The organism is Citrobacter sp. RHB35-C17 (genome assembly GCF_013816795.1).
Lineage (GTDB): Bacteria > Pseudomonadota > Gammaproteobacteria > Enterobacterales > Enterobacteriaceae > Citrobacter_A > Citrobacter_A amalonaticus.
On the sequence record NZ_CP057150.1, the window covers coordinates 2,588,868 to 2,603,828 of the forward strand.

15 protein-coding genes are annotated in these 14,961 nt (G+C 53.8%); 7 read left to right on the forward strand and 8 right to left on the reverse strand.

Annotation, left to right across the window (positions count from 1 at the left end; all coding sequences use genetic code 11):
* Window positions 1-99: 99 nt before the first annotated feature.
* A complete protein-coding gene (locus HVZ37_RS12230) occupies window positions 100-354 on the reverse strand; it encodes a GlsB/YeaQ/YmgE family stress response membrane protein (protein WP_043000449.1) in 255 nt (84 codons plus the stop codon).
* Between the two features lie 203 nt (window positions 355-557).
* Here HVZ37_RS12230 and HVZ37_RS12235 point away from each other — a divergent pair, with 203 nt between their 5' ends.
* Window positions 558-1,292, forward strand: coding sequence for a flagellar brake protein (locus HVZ37_RS12235; RefSeq protein ID WP_181627555.1), 735 nt, complete (start codon window positions 558-560; stop codon window positions 1,290-1,292).
* Here HVZ37_RS12235 and emtA read toward each other — a convergent pair whose 3' ends face one another.
* Window positions 1,293-1,904, reverse strand: coding sequence for a membrane-bound lytic murein transglycosylase EmtA (gene emtA, locus HVZ37_RS12240; protein WP_181627556.1), 612 nt, complete (start codon window positions 1,902-1,904; stop codon window positions 1,293-1,295). It lies immediately after the preceding gene.
* Between the two features lie 138 nt (window positions 1,905-2,042).
* On the opposite strand from emtA, the gene ldcA reads away from it, so the two are divergent.
* Together ldcA and HVZ37_RS12250 are read left to right on the forward strand one after the other, a co-directional pair.
* Complete coding sequence (gene ldcA, locus HVZ37_RS12245) at window positions 2,043-2,957, forward strand: muramoyltetrapeptide carboxypeptidase (RefSeq protein ID WP_090049210.1); 915 nt, start codon at window positions 2,043-2,045, stop codon at window positions 2,955-2,957.
* Window positions 2,958-3,054: 97 nt separating this feature from the next.
* Window positions 3,055-4,791 carry a potassium/proton antiporter gene (locus tag HVZ37_RS12250; RefSeq protein WP_043000446.1) on the forward strand — a complete coding sequence of 579 codons (1,737 nt, stop codon included), beginning with the start codon at window positions 3,055-3,057 and terminating at the stop codon, window positions 4,789-4,791.
* A 109-nt stretch (window positions 4,792-4,900) separates the two neighbouring features.
* On the opposite strand, the gene dadX is transcribed toward HVZ37_RS12250, so the two are convergent.
* Together dadX and HVZ37_RS12260 are read right to left on the reverse strand one after the other, a co-directional pair.
* A complete protein-coding gene (gene dadX / locus HVZ37_RS12255) occupies window positions 4,901-5,971 on the reverse strand; it encodes a catabolic alanine racemase DadX (protein WP_061070032.1) in 1,071 nt (356 codons plus the stop codon).
* Window positions 5,972-5,983: 12 nt separating this feature from the next.
* Entirely contained in the window at window positions 5,984-7,282 is a 1,299-nt protein-coding gene (locus tag HVZ37_RS12260; protein WP_044257663.1) for a D-amino acid dehydrogenase, read from the reverse strand.
* A 328-nt stretch (window positions 7,283-7,610) separates the two neighbouring features.
* Here HVZ37_RS12260 and HVZ37_RS12265 point away from each other — a divergent pair, with 328 nt between their 5' ends.
* The gene (locus tag HVZ37_RS12265; protein WP_043000443.1) at window positions 7,611-9,143 is read left to right on the forward strand and encodes a SpoVR family protein; all 1,533 of its coding nucleotides are present in this window, start codon (window positions 7,611-7,613) and stop codon (window positions 9,141-9,143) included.
* A gap of 33 nt (window positions 9,144-9,176) precedes the next feature.
* Here HVZ37_RS12265 and fadR read toward each other — a convergent pair whose 3' ends face one another.
* Window positions 9,177-9,896, reverse strand: a complete 720-nt coding sequence (gene fadR / locus HVZ37_RS12270; RefSeq protein ID WP_042318544.1) for a fatty acid metabolism transcriptional regulator FadR — start codon at window positions 9,894-9,896, stop codon at window positions 9,177-9,179.
* Between the two features lie 222 nt (window positions 9,897-10,118).
* Between fadR and nhaB the strand changes: the two genes are divergently transcribed.
* Together nhaB and dsbB are read left to right on the forward strand one after the other, a co-directional pair.
* A complete protein-coding gene (nhaB, locus tag HVZ37_RS12275) occupies window positions 10,119-11,663 on the forward strand; it encodes a Na(+)/H(+) antiporter NhaB (protein ID WP_043000442.1) in 1,545 nt (514 codons plus the stop codon).
* A gap of 141 nt (window positions 11,664-11,804) precedes the next feature.
* A complete protein-coding gene (gene dsbB, locus HVZ37_RS12280; protein WP_043000441.1) occupies window positions 11,805-12,335 on the forward strand; it encodes a disulfide bond formation protein DsbB in 531 nt (176 codons plus the stop codon).
* 223 nt (window positions 12,336-12,558) lie between these two features.
* Here the strand turns inward: dsbB and HVZ37_RS12285 are convergent, their stop codons facing one another.
* The 3 genes from HVZ37_RS12285 to HVZ37_RS12295 form a co-directional block, all read right to left on the reverse strand.
* A complete protein-coding gene (locus HVZ37_RS12285) occupies window positions 12,559-13,005 on the reverse strand; it encodes a YcgN family cysteine cluster protein (protein WP_042318693.1) in 447 nt (148 codons plus the stop codon).
* A 92-nt stretch (window positions 13,006-13,097) separates the two neighbouring features.
* Window positions 13,098-13,757, reverse strand: a complete 660-nt coding sequence (locus tag HVZ37_RS12290; protein ID WP_044257661.1) for a fumarylacetoacetate hydrolase family protein — start codon at window positions 13,755-13,757, stop codon at window positions 13,098-13,100.
* A 68-nt stretch (window positions 13,758-13,825) separates the two neighbouring features.
* Window positions 13,826-14,119, reverse strand: a complete 294-nt coding sequence (locus HVZ37_RS12295) for a YcgL domain-containing protein (protein WP_043000439.1) — start codon at window positions 14,117-14,119, stop codon at window positions 13,826-13,828.
* A 126-nt stretch (window positions 14,120-14,245) separates the two neighbouring features.
* Here HVZ37_RS12295 and minC point away from each other — a divergent pair, with 126 nt between their 5' ends.
* Window positions 14,246-14,953 (forward strand): septum site-determining protein MinC, encoded by a 708-nt coding sequence (gene minC, locus HVZ37_RS12300; RefSeq protein WP_043000438.1) that lies wholly within the window; start codon window positions 14,246-14,248, stop codon window positions 14,951-14,953.
* Window positions 14,954-14,961: the final 8 nt, after the last annotated feature.

Consider the following 14,961-nt stretch of genomic DNA (forward strand, 5'->3'; position numbering starts at 1 on the left):
ATTGGAATGCCAATTATTCTCATTTCAATGGGTAAATCAAGAGAGGAATTGAAGGGGAATACCATTAAAAACACGGCTCCCGCAGGAGCCGTATTGTTATTAATCGCGGCGTACGAGCCGGTATACCACCAGCACCACAATGGCGCCCACCACAGCGACCAGGAAACTGTGAAGGTTAAAACCACTGATCGTGCCGCCAATACCAAACATGGTCGCCAGCCATCCGCCCACTACAGCACCGACGATGCCGAGTATACAGGTCAGGATGAATCCGCCGCCGTCACGTCCCGGCATGATCAATTTGGCGATAACACCGGCAATCAAACCAAATACAATCCAGGCAATAATTCCCATGTTCAGACCCTCTTTTCAGGGAAACCACACGCAACCGTTTCTTGCGCTTGTCCGTTAAGTATAGGCAACCCCTTGATCCCCGTTGTTTCTGCGAGGCTGAATTATTTGTCTTTGGTAAAAAAAATCACGCGTTTGTATTAAGTTCTCCTGCGTCTTGCCGATAACCGTTCGATAGACTGTCAGGCAGCCAGGAGGCATTCCGCGTGAGTCATTACAATGAGCAGTTCCTGAAGCAAAATCCGTTGGCGGTGTTGGGGGTTCTTCGCGACTTAAACAGCAACCAGGTGCCTTTGCGCGTCTCCTGGTCCGGCGGACAATTCATCAGCAAGATCCTTGACGTCTCGGCCGAAAGGCTGGTGATGGATTTTGGCAGTCAGCAAAAAGAAAATCTCGCCGTGCAAAAAGCGCGCAATATTACCTTTACCGCCGAAACCCTGGGCGCGAAGGTCGAGTTTACTCTTGAGCAGTTGCAGAGCGGTGAGTATCAGCAGCTTCCCGCCTTTATCACCCCGCTCCCTCCGGCGCTGTGGTTTGTGCAACGACGGGAATACTTCCGCATCTGCGCGCCGCTCCATCCTCCCTACGGTTGTACGGCACAGATGCCGGATAACAGCACCCTACGTTTTCGTCTATACGATCTTTCCCTCGGCGGAATGGGTGCTCTGCTGGAAGGCCCGAAACCGTCAGGTCTCACCGAAGGGATGCGTTTTTCGCAGGTGGCATTGGATATGGGGGAATGGGGAATGTTTCACTTTGACGCACAGCTGATTTCCGTCACCGAACGCAAAGTGATTGACGGCAAAAACGAGACCATTTCCACTCCCCGCCTGAGCTTTCGTTTTCTCAACGTCGGCCCGGCGGTGGAGCGGGAACTTCAGCGGATTATCTTTTCCCTTGAGCGCGAAGCGCGCGAAAAATCAAATAAAGTGCGCGACTAATTACATCGCATCCAGCGCGCGCTGCAATTTATAGATGTAGCGCGGCGCCTGAGGCGCAGGATGATTATCCGCGACGTGTTCAACGAACTCATCAGCGCTGAGATCGTTGATTTTGTTAATTGCCTTTTTCCGGTCGGAAGAGAACGTGCGTAGCAGTGCGCCTGCGCCGTTAGCGTAGGAGACGACCAGCGCGTACTGCATCACCTGCGGATTCTCAATGCCGGCGAGCGGGCCGGTCTCCAGAATACTCAGGTAGGCAGCGCCCATTGAGATATTCCGTTCCGGGTTTTTCAGTTCACTGGTCGTAGGCTCGCCGCTCCAGCCCATCCGACGATAGACATCGCGTCCTGAAGTTGACGCTTTTAATTGCATCAACCCTATCGCATTCGATTTGCTAACCGCATTGGGATTCCCGCCTGACTCAATGGCGATAATCGCCGTAATCAATTGTGGGCTAACGCCCCACGCCGCACCGGCTTTTTCGCTGATCGGCATCCATTGCATGGCACGTTTTACCGGCACTTCCGCGTTCCACGGGGGATTTTTATAATCTTGTTTTGAACTACAGCCTGCAAGCAGCACAATTAAAAAAGCAAACCATCTCAATTTCACGTCTTCTGTCCTTATCGCCGGAACGCTTTGTTACTAAAACCACCGTTATAAACCGGATAAGCAAAGCACCCTCCGGCAAAACGTTCTACTATAAGCGGCATGATATACATTTGGTTTCTGTTGTAGCAAGGAATTGCCATGTCCCGGTTTCACTTAATTGCCCCCTCGGGCTACTGCATCAATCAGCACGCGGCTTTACTTGGTATCCAGCGCCTTAAAGAGGCCGGTCATCAGGTCGATAATACGGCGGTGGTCAGTCGTCGCCATCAACGCTTTGCGGGTACGGATTCGGAGCGTCTGGCGGATGTGAACGACCTTGTGCATCTCACCGCGCCGGACACCATCGTCATGCCGGTGCGCGGTGGCTATGGAGCGAGCCGTCTACTGCAACACATCGACTGGCAGGGCCTTGCCGCCCGACAACAGCGGGATCCGCTGCTTATTTGCGGACACAGTGATTTTACGGCGATCCAGTGCGGTCTGCTGGCGCTGGGCAATGTCATCACTTTCAGTGGTCCAATGCTGGCGGCGAACGTTGGCGCGCCGGAGCTGAATACCTTTACGCAAACCCATTTCTGGCAGGCATTGCGTCACGCGCAGTACACGGTGGAATGGCAAGGCGACGGTCCGGCCTGCCACACGCAAGGAACGCTGTGGGGCGGTAATCTGGCGATGCTGATTTCGCTCATCGGTACCCCGTGGATGCCCAAAATAGAAAACGGCATTCTGGTACTGGAAGACATTAACGAGCACCCTTTTCGCGTTGAGCGCATGTTATTGCAGTTGGTTGACGCCGGTATATTGAACCGGCAGAGCGCCATTGTGCTGGGCAGTTTCAGCGGTAGCACCCCGAATGAGTATGATGCCGGTTACGATCTTAACACCGTGTATGCGTTTTTACGTGAACGCCTCTCTATTCCCCTGATAACTGGACTCGATTTTGGTCATGAGCCGCGAACCGTTACGCTGGCGTTGGGCGCGCATGCCGTATTGCAAAACAGTCAAAACGGTACACAACTGACGATCTCGGGTCATCCCTTTCTGAAATCATAAAAAAAAACGGCTGCAGGACTAAGTAACGCCCGGATGTAGCCGTTAATATGATAATGTCAATGCACCAAAAAATTCCTGATTGAGGAGTAATCGAACGTTGGACGCCGCGGCAATAATCAGTCTTTTCATTTTGGGGTCCGTCCTCGTTACCAGCAGTATCTTACTCAGTTCATTTTCATCACGCCTTGGCATTCCGATTCTGGTTATCTTCCTGGCCATTGGCATGCTGGCGGGCGTCGATGGCGTCGGCGGCATCCCGTTCGATAATTATCCCTTCGCCTATATGGTCAGTAACCTTGCGCTGGCGATTATTCTGCTCGATGGCGGGATGCGCACGCAGGCCAGTTCGTTTCGTGTCGCGCTGGGCCCGGCGCTTTCTCTGGCGACCGTTGGCGTCCTGATCACCTCCGGGTTAACCGGTATGATTGCCGCCTGGCTGTTTAATCTCGATCTGATTCAGGGTCTGTTGATTGGCGCCATTGTCGGTTCAACGGATGCGGCGGCGGTTTTTTCCCTGCTTGGCGGCAAAGGGCTGAACGAGCGTGTCGGCGCGACGCTGGAAATTGAATCCGGCAGTAATGACCCGATGGCAGTATTTCTGACCATTACGCTGATCGAGATGATTCAGCAACACGAAACCGGCTTAAGCTGGATGTTCGCTGTCCACATTATTCAGCAGTTTGGTCTGGGCATCCTGCTTGGGCTGGGCGGCGGCTATCTGTTACAGCAGATGATTAATCGTATCTCTCTGCCCGCCGGACTCTACCCGCTATTAGCCCTGAGCGGCGGGATTCTGGTGTTTGCCCTGACCACGGCGCTGGAAGGCAGCGGGATCCTGGCGGTCTATCTGTGCGGTTTTTTACTGGGCAATCGCCCTATCCGCAACCGCTACGGCATTTTGCAAAACTTCGACGGACTGGCCTGGCTGGCACAGATCGGCATGTTCCTTGTGCTCGGACTGCTGGTGAATCCTTCTGACCTGTTGCCGATTGCTATTCCGGCGCTGATTCTTTCCGCCGGGATGATTTTCATTGCCCGTCCACTCTCTGTATTTATCGGACTGCTGCCGTTCCGCGGTTTTAATCTGCGTGAACGCGTCTTTATTAGCTGGGTGGGTCTGCGCGGTGCGGTACCGATCATTCTTGCCGTCTTTCCGATGATGGCGGGTCTGGAAAATGCCCGTCTGTTCTTTAACGTCGCTTTCTTCGTAGTGCTGGTGTCACTGGTTTTGCAGGGGACGTCGCTCTCCTGGGCGGCGAAAAAGGCGAAGGTGGTGGTACCACCGGTCGGTTGGCCGGTCTCACGCGTGGGTCTGGATATTCATCCGGACAATCCGTGGGAGCAGTTTGTCTATCAGCTCAGTGCCGATAAATGGTGTGTCGGCGCGGCGCTGCGCGATCTGCATATGCCTCAGGAAACGCGCATTGCGGCGCTGTTTCGTGACAATGTGCTGTTTCATCCCACCGGCAGCACCCGTCTGCGTGAAGGCGATGTGCTGTGCGTCATCGGGCGTGAACGCGATCTTCCGGCGCTGGGCAAACTGTTCAGCCAGTCGCCGCCGGTGGCGCTGGATCAGCGCTTCTTCGGCGACTTTATTCTCGAAGCCAACGCTAAGTATGCCGATGTGGCGCTGATTTATGGTCTGGATGACGGAACGGAGTACCGCGATAAGCAGCAAACGCTGGGTGAAATTGTTCAGCAACTGCTGGGTGCCGCCCCGGTCGTCGGCGACCAGGTCGAATTTGCCGGGATGATCTGGACGGTTGCCGAAAAAGAGGATAATCAGGTGCGCAAAGTCGGTGTCCGCGTTGCCGGGGATGAAGACGAAGAATAGTGACTCTGCCGGAAGGCGCTGCGCTTATCTGGCCTACTGAGACGCCGCGTAGCGTGTGCTGTAGGCCGGATCAGGCGCATCGCGCCGGCATCCGGCAATACCATAAAAGTTACACCGTCACAACAGGAACGCGCAACGCCAGCGAACACATCAGCTCATAACCCACCGTTCCAGCTGATTGCGCCACGTCGTCAATTTTGATCTCTTTGCCCCACAGCTCCACCGGCGTTCCGATGCCCGCCTGCGGGCATGGCGTCAAATCCACCGCCAACATATCCATTGACACTGTCCCCACCGTCGTGGTCCGGACACCGTCCACCAGCACCGGCGTGCCGCTAGGCGCATGGCGCGGATAGCCATCCGCATAGCCAGCCGCCACGATGCCAATGCGTTGCTCGCCTCTGGCGGTATAACGTCCGCCATAGCCGACGCGGTCTCCCGCTTTTAGTGTCTGTACACCAATGATTTCGCTGCTCAGCGTCATCACTGGCTTCAGTCCGGTATTGGCGATATCGCGCCACTGGCCTGACGGCGAAGCGCCATAGAGAATAATGCCCGGGCGTACCCAGTCAAAATGTGCATCAGGATGCCACAGCGTGGCCGCGGAGTTTGACAGCGAACGCCGGCAATCCAGCCCTTCCGCAGCCTGCTCGATGCGCGCCATTGCATTGTGGATCCCGTCAGGGTGCTCAGCGTCGGAAAAATGCGACATCAGCGTCATTTCACCGACGTTCGGCATCGCGCGCAGTTGCTGCCAGACGGTTTGCAGCCGTTCCGGCTGGAATCCCAGGCGGTTCATGCCGCTGTTAACCTTCACATAGACATCCAGCGGCGCCTTAAGCTTCGCATTCTGGATCGCTTTGAGCTGCCAGTTGCTGTGCACGCAGGTGGTCAGACGCCAGGTGTCATACCGTTCCAGATCTTCAGCGTGGAAAAAACCTTCCAGCATCAGGATCGGCCCTTTCCAGCCGCGCTCACGCAGGGTGACCGCCTCTTCCAGATTCAACAGGGCAAAACCGTCGGTGTTGCCCAGCGCACTCCAGATACGTTCTATGCCGTGTCCATAAGCATTGGCTTTCACCACTGACCAAACGCGGGCGTCCGGTGCGGCCTGACGCACAATGCTCAGGTTTTGTTTCATCGCCTGCAGGTCAAGGCTGGCCAGTATAGGGCGGGTCATCTCTCGTCCTTCTTAGTTATGTGCGCCGTGCAGATGTTGGGGACGTGAAGGCGTAAAGCCTGCGTGGTAGCGCGCCACGCTCAAATCGTCATACGGAATGGCGGGCGTGCGACCTGACAATATATCGCTCAGCAACTGCCCTGAACCACAGGCCATCGTCCATCCCAGCGTACCGTGTCCGGTATTTAACAACAGATTTTTGAAGCGGGTACGTCCCACAACGGGCGTACCGTCCGGCGTCATTGGCCGCAAACCGGTCCAGAATGTCGCCTGCTCAACATGCCCCCCGCGCGGGTAGAGATCGCGCACCACCATCTCAAGCGTTTCCCGACGCGGCTGGAGCAGTTCGGTATTGAAACCGACAATTTCCGCCATCCCCCCCACGCGGATGCGCTGGTCAAAACGGGTAATGGCGATTTTGTAAGTTTCATCAAGAATAGTCGAAACCGGCGCGCCGTCCTCTTCCGCCACCGGAATCGTCAGCGAATAGCCTTTCAGCGGATAGACCGGAATATCGACAATCCCTTTCAGCATCGCCGTGGAGTAAGACCCCATCGCCATGACGTACGCATCAGCTTTAACGATCTCATCACCACATTTCACGCCGTAAATCTGTTCGCCTTCGCAGAGCAGTTTATCCACCGGTGTGTTGAAGCGGAATTTGACGCCCGCCTGTTCGGCCATCTGCGCCAGACGCTGGGTAAAGAGCTGGCAGTCGCCGGTTTCGTCATTCGGCAGACGCAAGCCACCGGTCAGTTTGTGCGCCACTTCCGCCAGCGCCGGCTCGACTTCCGCCAGTCGACTGGCTTCCAGCAACTGATACGGCACACCGGCGTCTTCCAGCACAGCGATGTCGCGCGTGGCGTTCTCATACTGCTGCGCGGTACGGAACAGTTGCAGCGTCCCGCCCTGCCGCCCTTCATACTGGATACCGGTCGACGCACGTAGCGCTTTCAGGCAATCACGGCTGTATTCCGCCAGACGTACCATCCGCCCTTTGTTTTCCATGTAGTGGCTGGTGTCGCAGTTGCGCAGCATCTGCCACATCCACTTTAACTGGAACTGTGTCCCGTCAAGACGAACGGCCAGCGGCGCATGGCGCTGGAACATCCATTTAATCGCTTTCAGCGGTACACCCGGCGCAGCCCAGGGCGCGGCATAGCCCGGAGAGATCTGCCCCGCATTCGCCGCGCTGGTCTCCAGCGCCGGGCCGGGTTCACGATCGATGACGGTAACATCATGTCCAGCCTGACTCAGATACCAGGCGCTGGTCACGCCAACGACGCCACTTCCCAGTATGACAACTCGCATAGCCACTCCGTTAACAGTAACAGTAAAAGAACAATCATCTAATTACATCTTGATAACCCAGATGAAAATATTATTCAACATATGGCTTTTTTATGGTGACACATCTCACATATAGCAGGCAGAGCAATGAACTCCCTGCTTTGGCATCTCATGCTGTGGGTTATTTTTATCCAGCAGAAAATATCGTGACCACCCCGTAATCTGGCGAGTCGACCAGCGGAAATCGCAAAGAAAATATTTCTTCACTGACACGGTTTTTAACCGGGTGTTCTATGCTTGAAATGAGGTGCTCCACACAGAGAGTGCCGCCAACAATGAGGGTGCGCGAATGGCTACGATTGATTCCATGAACAAGGACACCACACGCTTGAGCGATGGACCCGACTGGACGTTTGATCTGCTGGATGTCTATCTGGCGGAAATAGACCGGGTGGCGAAACTCTACAGACTGGATACCTACCCGCACCAGATTGAGGTCATCACCTCCGAGCAGATGATGGATGCATATTCCAGCGTCGGAATGCCGATTAACTATCCTCACTGGTCGTTTGGTAAAAAATTCATCGAGACCGAACGACTGTACAAGCACGGTCAGCAAGGGCTGGCCTATGAGATTGTGATCAACTCCAACCCGTGTATTGCATACCTGATGGAGGAGAACACCATTACCATGCAGGCGCTGGTGATGGCGCACGCCTGTTACGGACATAACTCGTTCTTCAAAAATAACTATCTGTTCCGCAGCTGGACTGATGCCAGCTCCATTGTTGATTACCTGATCTTCGCGCGTAATTACATCACTCAGTGCGAAGAGCGATACGGCGTGGACGAGGTTGAGCGATTGCTCGACTCCTGCCACGCGCTGATGAACTACGGCGTTGATCGCTATAAACGCCCGCAGAAAATCTCCCTCCAGGAGGAGAAGGCCCGCCAACAGAGTCGTGAAGAGTATCTGCAAAGCCAGGTGAACATGCTGTGGCGTACCCTGCCGAAAAAAGAGGAAGAGAAGACGATTGCCGAAGCGCGGCGCTATCCCTCAGAACCGCAGGAAAATCTGCTTTACTTTATGGAAAAAAATGCCCCACTGCTGGAGTCATGGCAGCGCGAGATCCTGCGCATCGTGCGCAAAGTCAGTCAGTATTTTTATCCGCAAAAACAGACGCAGGTGATGAACGAGGGCTGGGCCACGTTCTGGCATTACACCATCCTGAACCACCTGTATGACGAGGGGAAAGTCACCGAACGTTTTATGCTGGAGTTTTTACACAGCCATACCAATGTGGTATTCCAGCCGCCTTATAACAGCCCGTGGTACAGCGGCATAAACCCTTACGCACTGGGTTTCGCTATGTTCCAGGACATCAAGCGCATCTGCCAGTCGCCGACGGAAGAAGATAAGTACTGGTTCCCGGATATCGCCGGTTCCGACTGGCTGGAAACGCTGCATTTTGCCATGCGCGACTTCAAAGATGAGAGCTTCATCAGCCAGTTCCTGTCGCCGAAGGTGATGCGCGATTTTCGCCTCTTTACGGTGCTGGATGACGATCGGCATAACTATCTGGAAATCTCTGCCATTCATAACGAAGAAGGCTACCGCGAAATCCGCAACCGCCTCTCGTCGCAATATAATCTGAGCAACGTAGAGCCGAATATTCAGGTCTGGAACGTGGATCTGCGGGGCGATCGTTCCCTCACCCTGCGCTATATTCCGCATAATCGCGCGCCGCTGGATAAAGGCCGCAAAGAGGTGCTCAAGCATGTGCATCGGCTGTGGGGATTTGATGTGTTGCTGGAACAGCAAAACGAGGACGGAAGCGTGGAACTGCTGGAGCGCTGCCCCCCCAGAATGAACAGCCTGTAAACAAAAACCCCCTCATCGTGAGGGGGTTCGTTTTTAGCGGCCCTGAATGGCTAAATCGCCAGGCAGGTTTTTCTGCATCCGGTGCCAAATCTCGCCGCTGTCGTGACCGTAACGACGCACCGTTTCGTACACCTGATCGTGCGCGCCCTGCAGGCACAGTTGCGACAGCTTATGGTAGAAACCCAGCGCCAGGCTGCGCGCTTCCGGATTGGCAAAATAGTGACGACCAATGCGGGTATACAACCCTTTCATGCCGTTCAGGATCAGACCATAAATCGGGTTGCCGGAGGCAAATGCCAGACCACGGAAAATGTTGTAATCGAGATCGGCAAACGCATCGGCGTGATCGGCCACTTCCTGCGCGGTCGCCAGCACTTCCTGCGCTTTGTCAGGATGCTGACGAAACGCGGTACGAATGAAGATGGTGGAGATGTTGGTCCGCACCGACAGCAGATTGTCGATCAACTGCGGGACGCTTTCGTGATCGAGACGCGCCAGCGTTTCAAGAATATTCAGTCCGGAGGTTTCCCAGAAATTATTCACCTTCGTCGGTTTGCCATGCTGAATGGTCAACCAACCGTCTCGCGCCAGGCGCTGCAGCACTTCACGTAAAGTGGTACGTGTCACCCCAATCAGTTCGGAGAGTTCTCGTTCTGCAGGCAAGATAGTGCCAGGAGGGAAGCGGTTATTCCAGATACTTTCAATGATGTACTCTTCCGCGAAACCCGCCGGGCTCTGCGCCTTAATGACCATAGTGAGATTTCCATTACACAGCAAAACATAGTTACACTCATCATACCAGACGGGTTACATGCCCGATAGGAGACACAACGAAGAAAAAGTGGATCAAGGCTTCATTTTCTTGATAACGCTGGCTGTCTGGGGTGAAAGGCTTGCCTGTATTCAGACTGACCGTTACTCTTTGTCGCTAACCATAAAAACATCATTTCAATAAATAAGGTAAGGGAAACCATAATGGAACTCTCATGGGGCCGCGCGCTCTGGCGCAACTTTTTAGGCCAGTCGCCAGACTGGTACAAGCTTGCGCTACTGATCTTCCTGATAGTTAATCCACTGATTTTCATCATCAACCCGTTTGTTGCGGGCTGGTTGCTGGTGGCGGAATTCATCTTCACGCTGGCGATGGCGCTGAAGTGTTATCCACTGCTACCGGGCGGTTTGTTAGCCATTGAAGCAGTTATCATCGGGATGACCAGCGCCGCGCATGTTCGCGAAGAGGTGGCAAACAATCTGGAAGTTTTACTGCTGCTGATGTTCATGGTCGCGGGCATCTATTTTATGAAGCAGCTGTTGCTGTTTATTTTTACCCGGCTGCTGCTGAGCATTCGTTCTAAAATGCTGCTGTCGCTGGCGTTTTGTGTGGCGGCGGCCTTCCTTTCCGCCTTCCTTGACGCACTGACCGTGGTAGCGGTAGTGATCAGCGTCGCCGTCGGGTTCTACGGCATTTATCACCGCGTGGCCTCTTCCCGCGGTGATGATAGCGACATCCTGGATGACAGTCACATTGATCAACACTACAAAACAGTGCTTGAGCAATTCCGCGGCTTTTTGCGCAGTCTGATGATGCATGCCGGGGTGGGTACCGCTCTGGGCGGCGTGATGACGATGGTGGGCGAGCCGCAGAACCTGATCATCGCCAAAGCCGCTGGCTGGCACTTTGGCGACTTCTTCCTGCGGATGTCGCCTGTTACCGTTCCGGTACTGATTTGCGGCCTGCTCACCTGTGTACTGGTTGAGAAACTGCGCTGGTTTGGCTATGGCGAAACACTGCCGGAAAAAGTGCGTGACGTCTTGCAGCAGTTTGACGATCAGAGCCGCCATCAGCGTTCACGTCAGGACAGAGTAAAACTGATTGTGCAGGCGATTATCGGCGTCTGGCTGGTGATTGCCCTGGCGCTGCATCTGGCGGAAGTGGGACTGATTGGCCTCTCCGTGATTATCCTCGCAACGTCGCTGACCGGCGTGACGGATGAACATGCCATTGGCAAGGCGTTCACCGAATCTCTGCCATTCACCGCGCTGCTGACGGTCTTTTTCTCCATTGTCGCGGTGATTATCGACCAGCATCTCTTTTCGCCGATTATTCAGTACGTATTGCAAGCCTCAGAGCACGCGCAACTGACGCTGTTCTATCTCTTCAACGGCCTGCTCTCGTCGATCTCGGATAATGTTTTCGTCGGTACTATCTACATTAACGAGGCCAAAGCGGCCATGGAAAGTGGTGCGATCTCCCTGCAGCAATACGAGCTGTTAGCCGTTGCGATCAACACCGGGACAAACCTGCCGTCCGTGGCGACGCCGAACGGTCAGGCGGCATTCCTGTTCCTGCTCACCTCCGCACTGGCACCGCTGATTCGCCTCTCCTATGGTCGGATGGTCTGGATGGCGCTGCCCTATACCATCGTGCTGACGCTGGTCGGCCTGCTGTGCGTCGAGTTTACCCTGACGCCAATGACCGAGTGGATGATGCAAACCGGTTGGTTAGCTACACTTTCATAACAACTAACCGGGCATTTCACTGCCCGGTTTGCCTTTTTGCGTGATATTTCTCCAATTACACAATATTTGAGTTTCTCCTGGTGGCGCGGTAATCGAATTGGTTTACACTGCCGTGTCTACGCATGTTGCAGGGAAATTATTATGTTGCGATATTTGAACCAGTGCTCACGGGGTCGGGGCGCGTGGTTATTGATGGCTTTTACTGCCTTAGCGCTTGAACTGGTCGCGCTGTGGTTTCAGCACGTTATGCTGCTTAAGCCGTGCGTACTGTGCATCTACGAACGCTGTGCGCTGTTTGGCGTCATGGGGGCCGGTCTGGTTGGGGCTATTGCGCCTAAAACACCGTTGCGCTATGTGGCGTTGATTATCTGGATCTACAGTGCCTGGCGTGGGGTTCAACTGACATGGGAACATACCATGATCCAGTTACACCCTTCCCCGTTCATGACCTGTGATTTCATGGCTCGCTTCCCTGCCTGGTTGCCACTGGACAAATGGTTACCACAGGTGTTTGTCGCCTCTGGTGATTGCGCCGAGCGTCAGTGGGAATTTTTATCTCTGGAAATGCCGCAATGGCTATTAGGCATTTTCGTTGCCTATCTGGTCGTCGCGGTTCTGGTGCTGATTGCTCAGCCACTTAAACCGAAAAGACGCGATCTGTTCGGTCGTTAATCTCAGACGCTCCCAGCCGGGAGCGTGAGAGCGATGACTAACTTCATCCCGATACCGGACAAGCAAAGATCACCTCATTAAAAACCCGGAAAATCAATTCATCGATTTTCGGCTGATAACCACAAAGAAGGAAAAACCACGTCTTTTCCTTCTTTGTCAGCAGTCTGACGCTCCCAACCGGGAGCGTTTTTTTTGCCGTTAGCCTGAAATCAGACCGGGCGGTTTAGTCCGCCCATGACGGTTTGTTGAGAATATGGTCCTGCCAGTCATGGACTTCTGACTCTCTTACCGCAATGTGACGCACCGAAATTCGCTCGCCGTGCATTGCCGCTTTCGACCCCGTCAGCAGCGGGTGCCATTCAGGCAGTCCTTTCCCTTCCGCCAGCAGACGATAGGCGCAGGTCATCGGCAACCATTCAAAGGTGGGCAGGTTATCACGCGTTAGCTTGATACAGTCAGGTTCGTACTCGAACCGACGTTCGTAATTGCGACACTGGCAGGTTTTGATGTTGAGCTGGCGGCAGGCGACGTTGGTGAAATAAATCTCGTCGGTATCCTCGTCCATCAGCTTATGCAGGCAGCACTGACCGCAGCCATCACATAACGACTCCCATTCGGCATCGGTCATTTCATCCAGGGTTTTACGTTGCCAGAAAGGTAAATCGCTCATCAGGGTATCCGCCATTGCTATAAAGCTGCACCTTATAACCAGTCTGGCACGTTGATGCAAGTTTTGCCGCCTAAAAAGGCGGCAAGCAGGCGTTACAGGACGCGGGTTGTCAGGGTGTGACCGTTAAAATTGACCACCAACTCGTCGCCGCTGGCGAGCGGTCCGACGCCTTCCGGGGTGCCGGTCAGCACGACATCACCCGCTTTGAGGGTAAAGAATTTGCTCATATAGGCGATTAAGGGGACGATTTTATGGATCATATCCGCCGTTGTACCCTGCTGGCGAACCTCGCCATTGACCGTCAGACCCAGCGGCGTCGCCTGCGGATCGCCGTTAAATTCTGCGACCGGAATGAATCCGGATAACGGGCATGAATTATCGAATCCTTTTGCCTTCTCCCAGGGCTGCCCGGCTTTCTTCATTTTGCCCTGGATATCACGCAGCGTCAGATCGAGCGCCACGCCATATCCAGCGATAGCCTTACGAACATGCTCTTCGGTCGCCTGACGCAGCGTCGCGCCGATCAATACCGCCAGTTCGACTTCATGGTGCACCGAGCCCATATCCGTCGGAATGACCAGCGGCTGGCGCAAATCGCACAGGGCGGTTTCCGGCTTGATAAACAGCACCGGCTCATCCGGCGTGACGCTGCCCATTTCCTTGATGTGGTTGGCGTAGTTGCTCCCCACGCACACCACTTTGCTTACCGGGTAATCAAGCAGCGCACCCTGCCAGTTATGATGTTGATACATTCATTTTCCCCTAATTTGTCATCGTTGACTTCAGGAATGGCACCGACAGGTATGACGCCGGGTACCGTTTATTTATCGGTTTCTGGATTGTTTTGTGAGGCGTTGAAACGATGTTGCTTCAATAAATCTTCGGGCGGCGGAGGCAGTTGTAAATAATATCCCTGCTCCGTTAAGGCTTGTTTTACTTTATCCAGCGAGGCGTTGACTAACTTTTTGCTACCATCTAACGGCAATATCATTGCCAGCTGTGGTTGACCAAATCCTTTCATCAGTTCTTCAGGCACACGTGAGAAATCGTCTTTTTTTTCGACATACAAATAGGTCTGGTCACGCTTAGCACTTCTGTAGATCACACAAAACATACATTTTACTCTGAATTAAACGGATGGCGACTTGCCTCAATATAATAGTGACTATAACATGCCTTCTGGACTTCGGAATATCACTCCACATCGGGGATGATAAATAGCAAATTGAGTAAGGCCAGGATGTCAAACACGCCCATCGAACTTAAAGGCAGTAGCTTCACCTTATCAGTGGTTCATTTACATGAAGCAGAACCCGAGGTTATTCGTCAGGCGTTAGAAGACAAAATCGCTCAGGCTCCTGCTTTTTTAAAACATGCTCCTGTGGTAGTGAATGTCAGTAGCCTTGATGCGCCGGTAAACTGGCCGCAGTTGCAGAAGGTGGTGGCGTCGACGGGATTGCGTATTGTTGGCGTCAGCGGTTGTAAAGATGCCCGGCTCAAAGCTGAAATCGACAAAATGGGCCTTCCTTTACTCACTGAAGGTAAAGAGAAAATGGCGCGTTCCGCTCCGGCTGAACCCGTTGCTCCCGCCGCTGTAGTGCAAAACGCTACTCCCGTCACAAAAACGCGATTTATTGATATACCCGTTCGTTCCGGTCAACGCATTTATGCACCACAATGTGATCTGATTGTTACAAGTCACGTCAGTGCTGGCGCTGAGCTGATCGCCGATGGCAATATTCATGTCTATGGCATGATGAGAGGCCGCGCGCTGGCAGGGGCAAGTGGTGACCGGGATGCGCAAATTTTTTGTACCCATCTGACGGCAGAACTGGTGTCTATCGCAGGTGTTTACTGGCTGAGTGATAAAATCCCAGCAGAATTTTATGGCAAAGCGGCACGTCTGCAGTTAGCAGATAACGCTTTGACAGTTCAACCGTTGAATTGATCCCTTTT

What these genes read in the sequence shown, in the direction of transcription:
- dadX (WP_061070032.1), bottom strand. Translation starts at nt 5,971, where the DNA reads ATGACCCGCCCTATACTGGCCAGCCTTGACCTGCAGGCGATGAAACAA.
- HVZ37_RS12230 (WP_043000449.1), bottom strand. Translation starts at nt 354, where the DNA reads ATGGGAATTATTGCCTGGATTGTATTTGGTTTGATTGCCGGTGTTATC.
- HVZ37_RS12295 (WP_043000439.1), bottom strand. Translation starts at nt 14,119, where the DNA reads ATGTTTTGTGTGATCTACAGAAGTGCTAAGCGTGACCAGACCTATTTG.
- fadR (WP_042318544.1), bottom strand. Translation starts at nt 9,896, where the DNA reads ATGGTCATTAAGGCGCAGAGCCCGGCGGGTTTCGCGGAAGAGTACATC.
- HVZ37_RS12260 (WP_044257663.1), bottom strand. Translation starts at nt 7,282, where the DNA reads ATGCGAGTTGTCATACTGGGAAGTGGCGTCGTTGGCGTGACCAGCGCC.
- minC (WP_043000438.1), top strand. Translation starts at nt 14,246, where the DNA reads ATGTCAAACACGCCCATCGAACTTAAAGGCAGTAGCTTCACCTTATCA.
- ldcA (WP_090049210.1), top strand. Translation starts at nt 2,043, where the DNA reads ATGTCCCGGTTTCACTTAATTGCCCCCTCGGGCTACTGCATCAATCAG.
- HVZ37_RS12285 (WP_042318693.1), bottom strand. Translation starts at nt 13,005, where the DNA reads ATGAGCGATTTACCTTTCTGGCAACGTAAAACCCTGGATGAAATGACC.
- dsbB (WP_043000441.1), top strand. Translation starts at nt 11,805, where the DNA reads ATGTTGCGATATTTGAACCAGTGCTCACGGGGTCGGGGCGCGTGGTTA.
- nhaB (WP_043000442.1), top strand. Translation starts at nt 10,119, where the DNA reads ATGGAACTCTCATGGGGCCGCGCGCTCTGGCGCAACTTTTTAGGCCAG.
- HVZ37_RS12290 (WP_044257661.1), bottom strand. Translation starts at nt 13,757, where the DNA reads ATGTATCAACATCATAACTGGCAGGGTGCGCTGCTTGATTACCCGGTA.
- HVZ37_RS12265 (WP_043000443.1), top strand. Translation starts at nt 7,611, where the DNA reads ATGGCTACGATTGATTCCATGAACAAGGACACCACACGCTTGAGCGAT.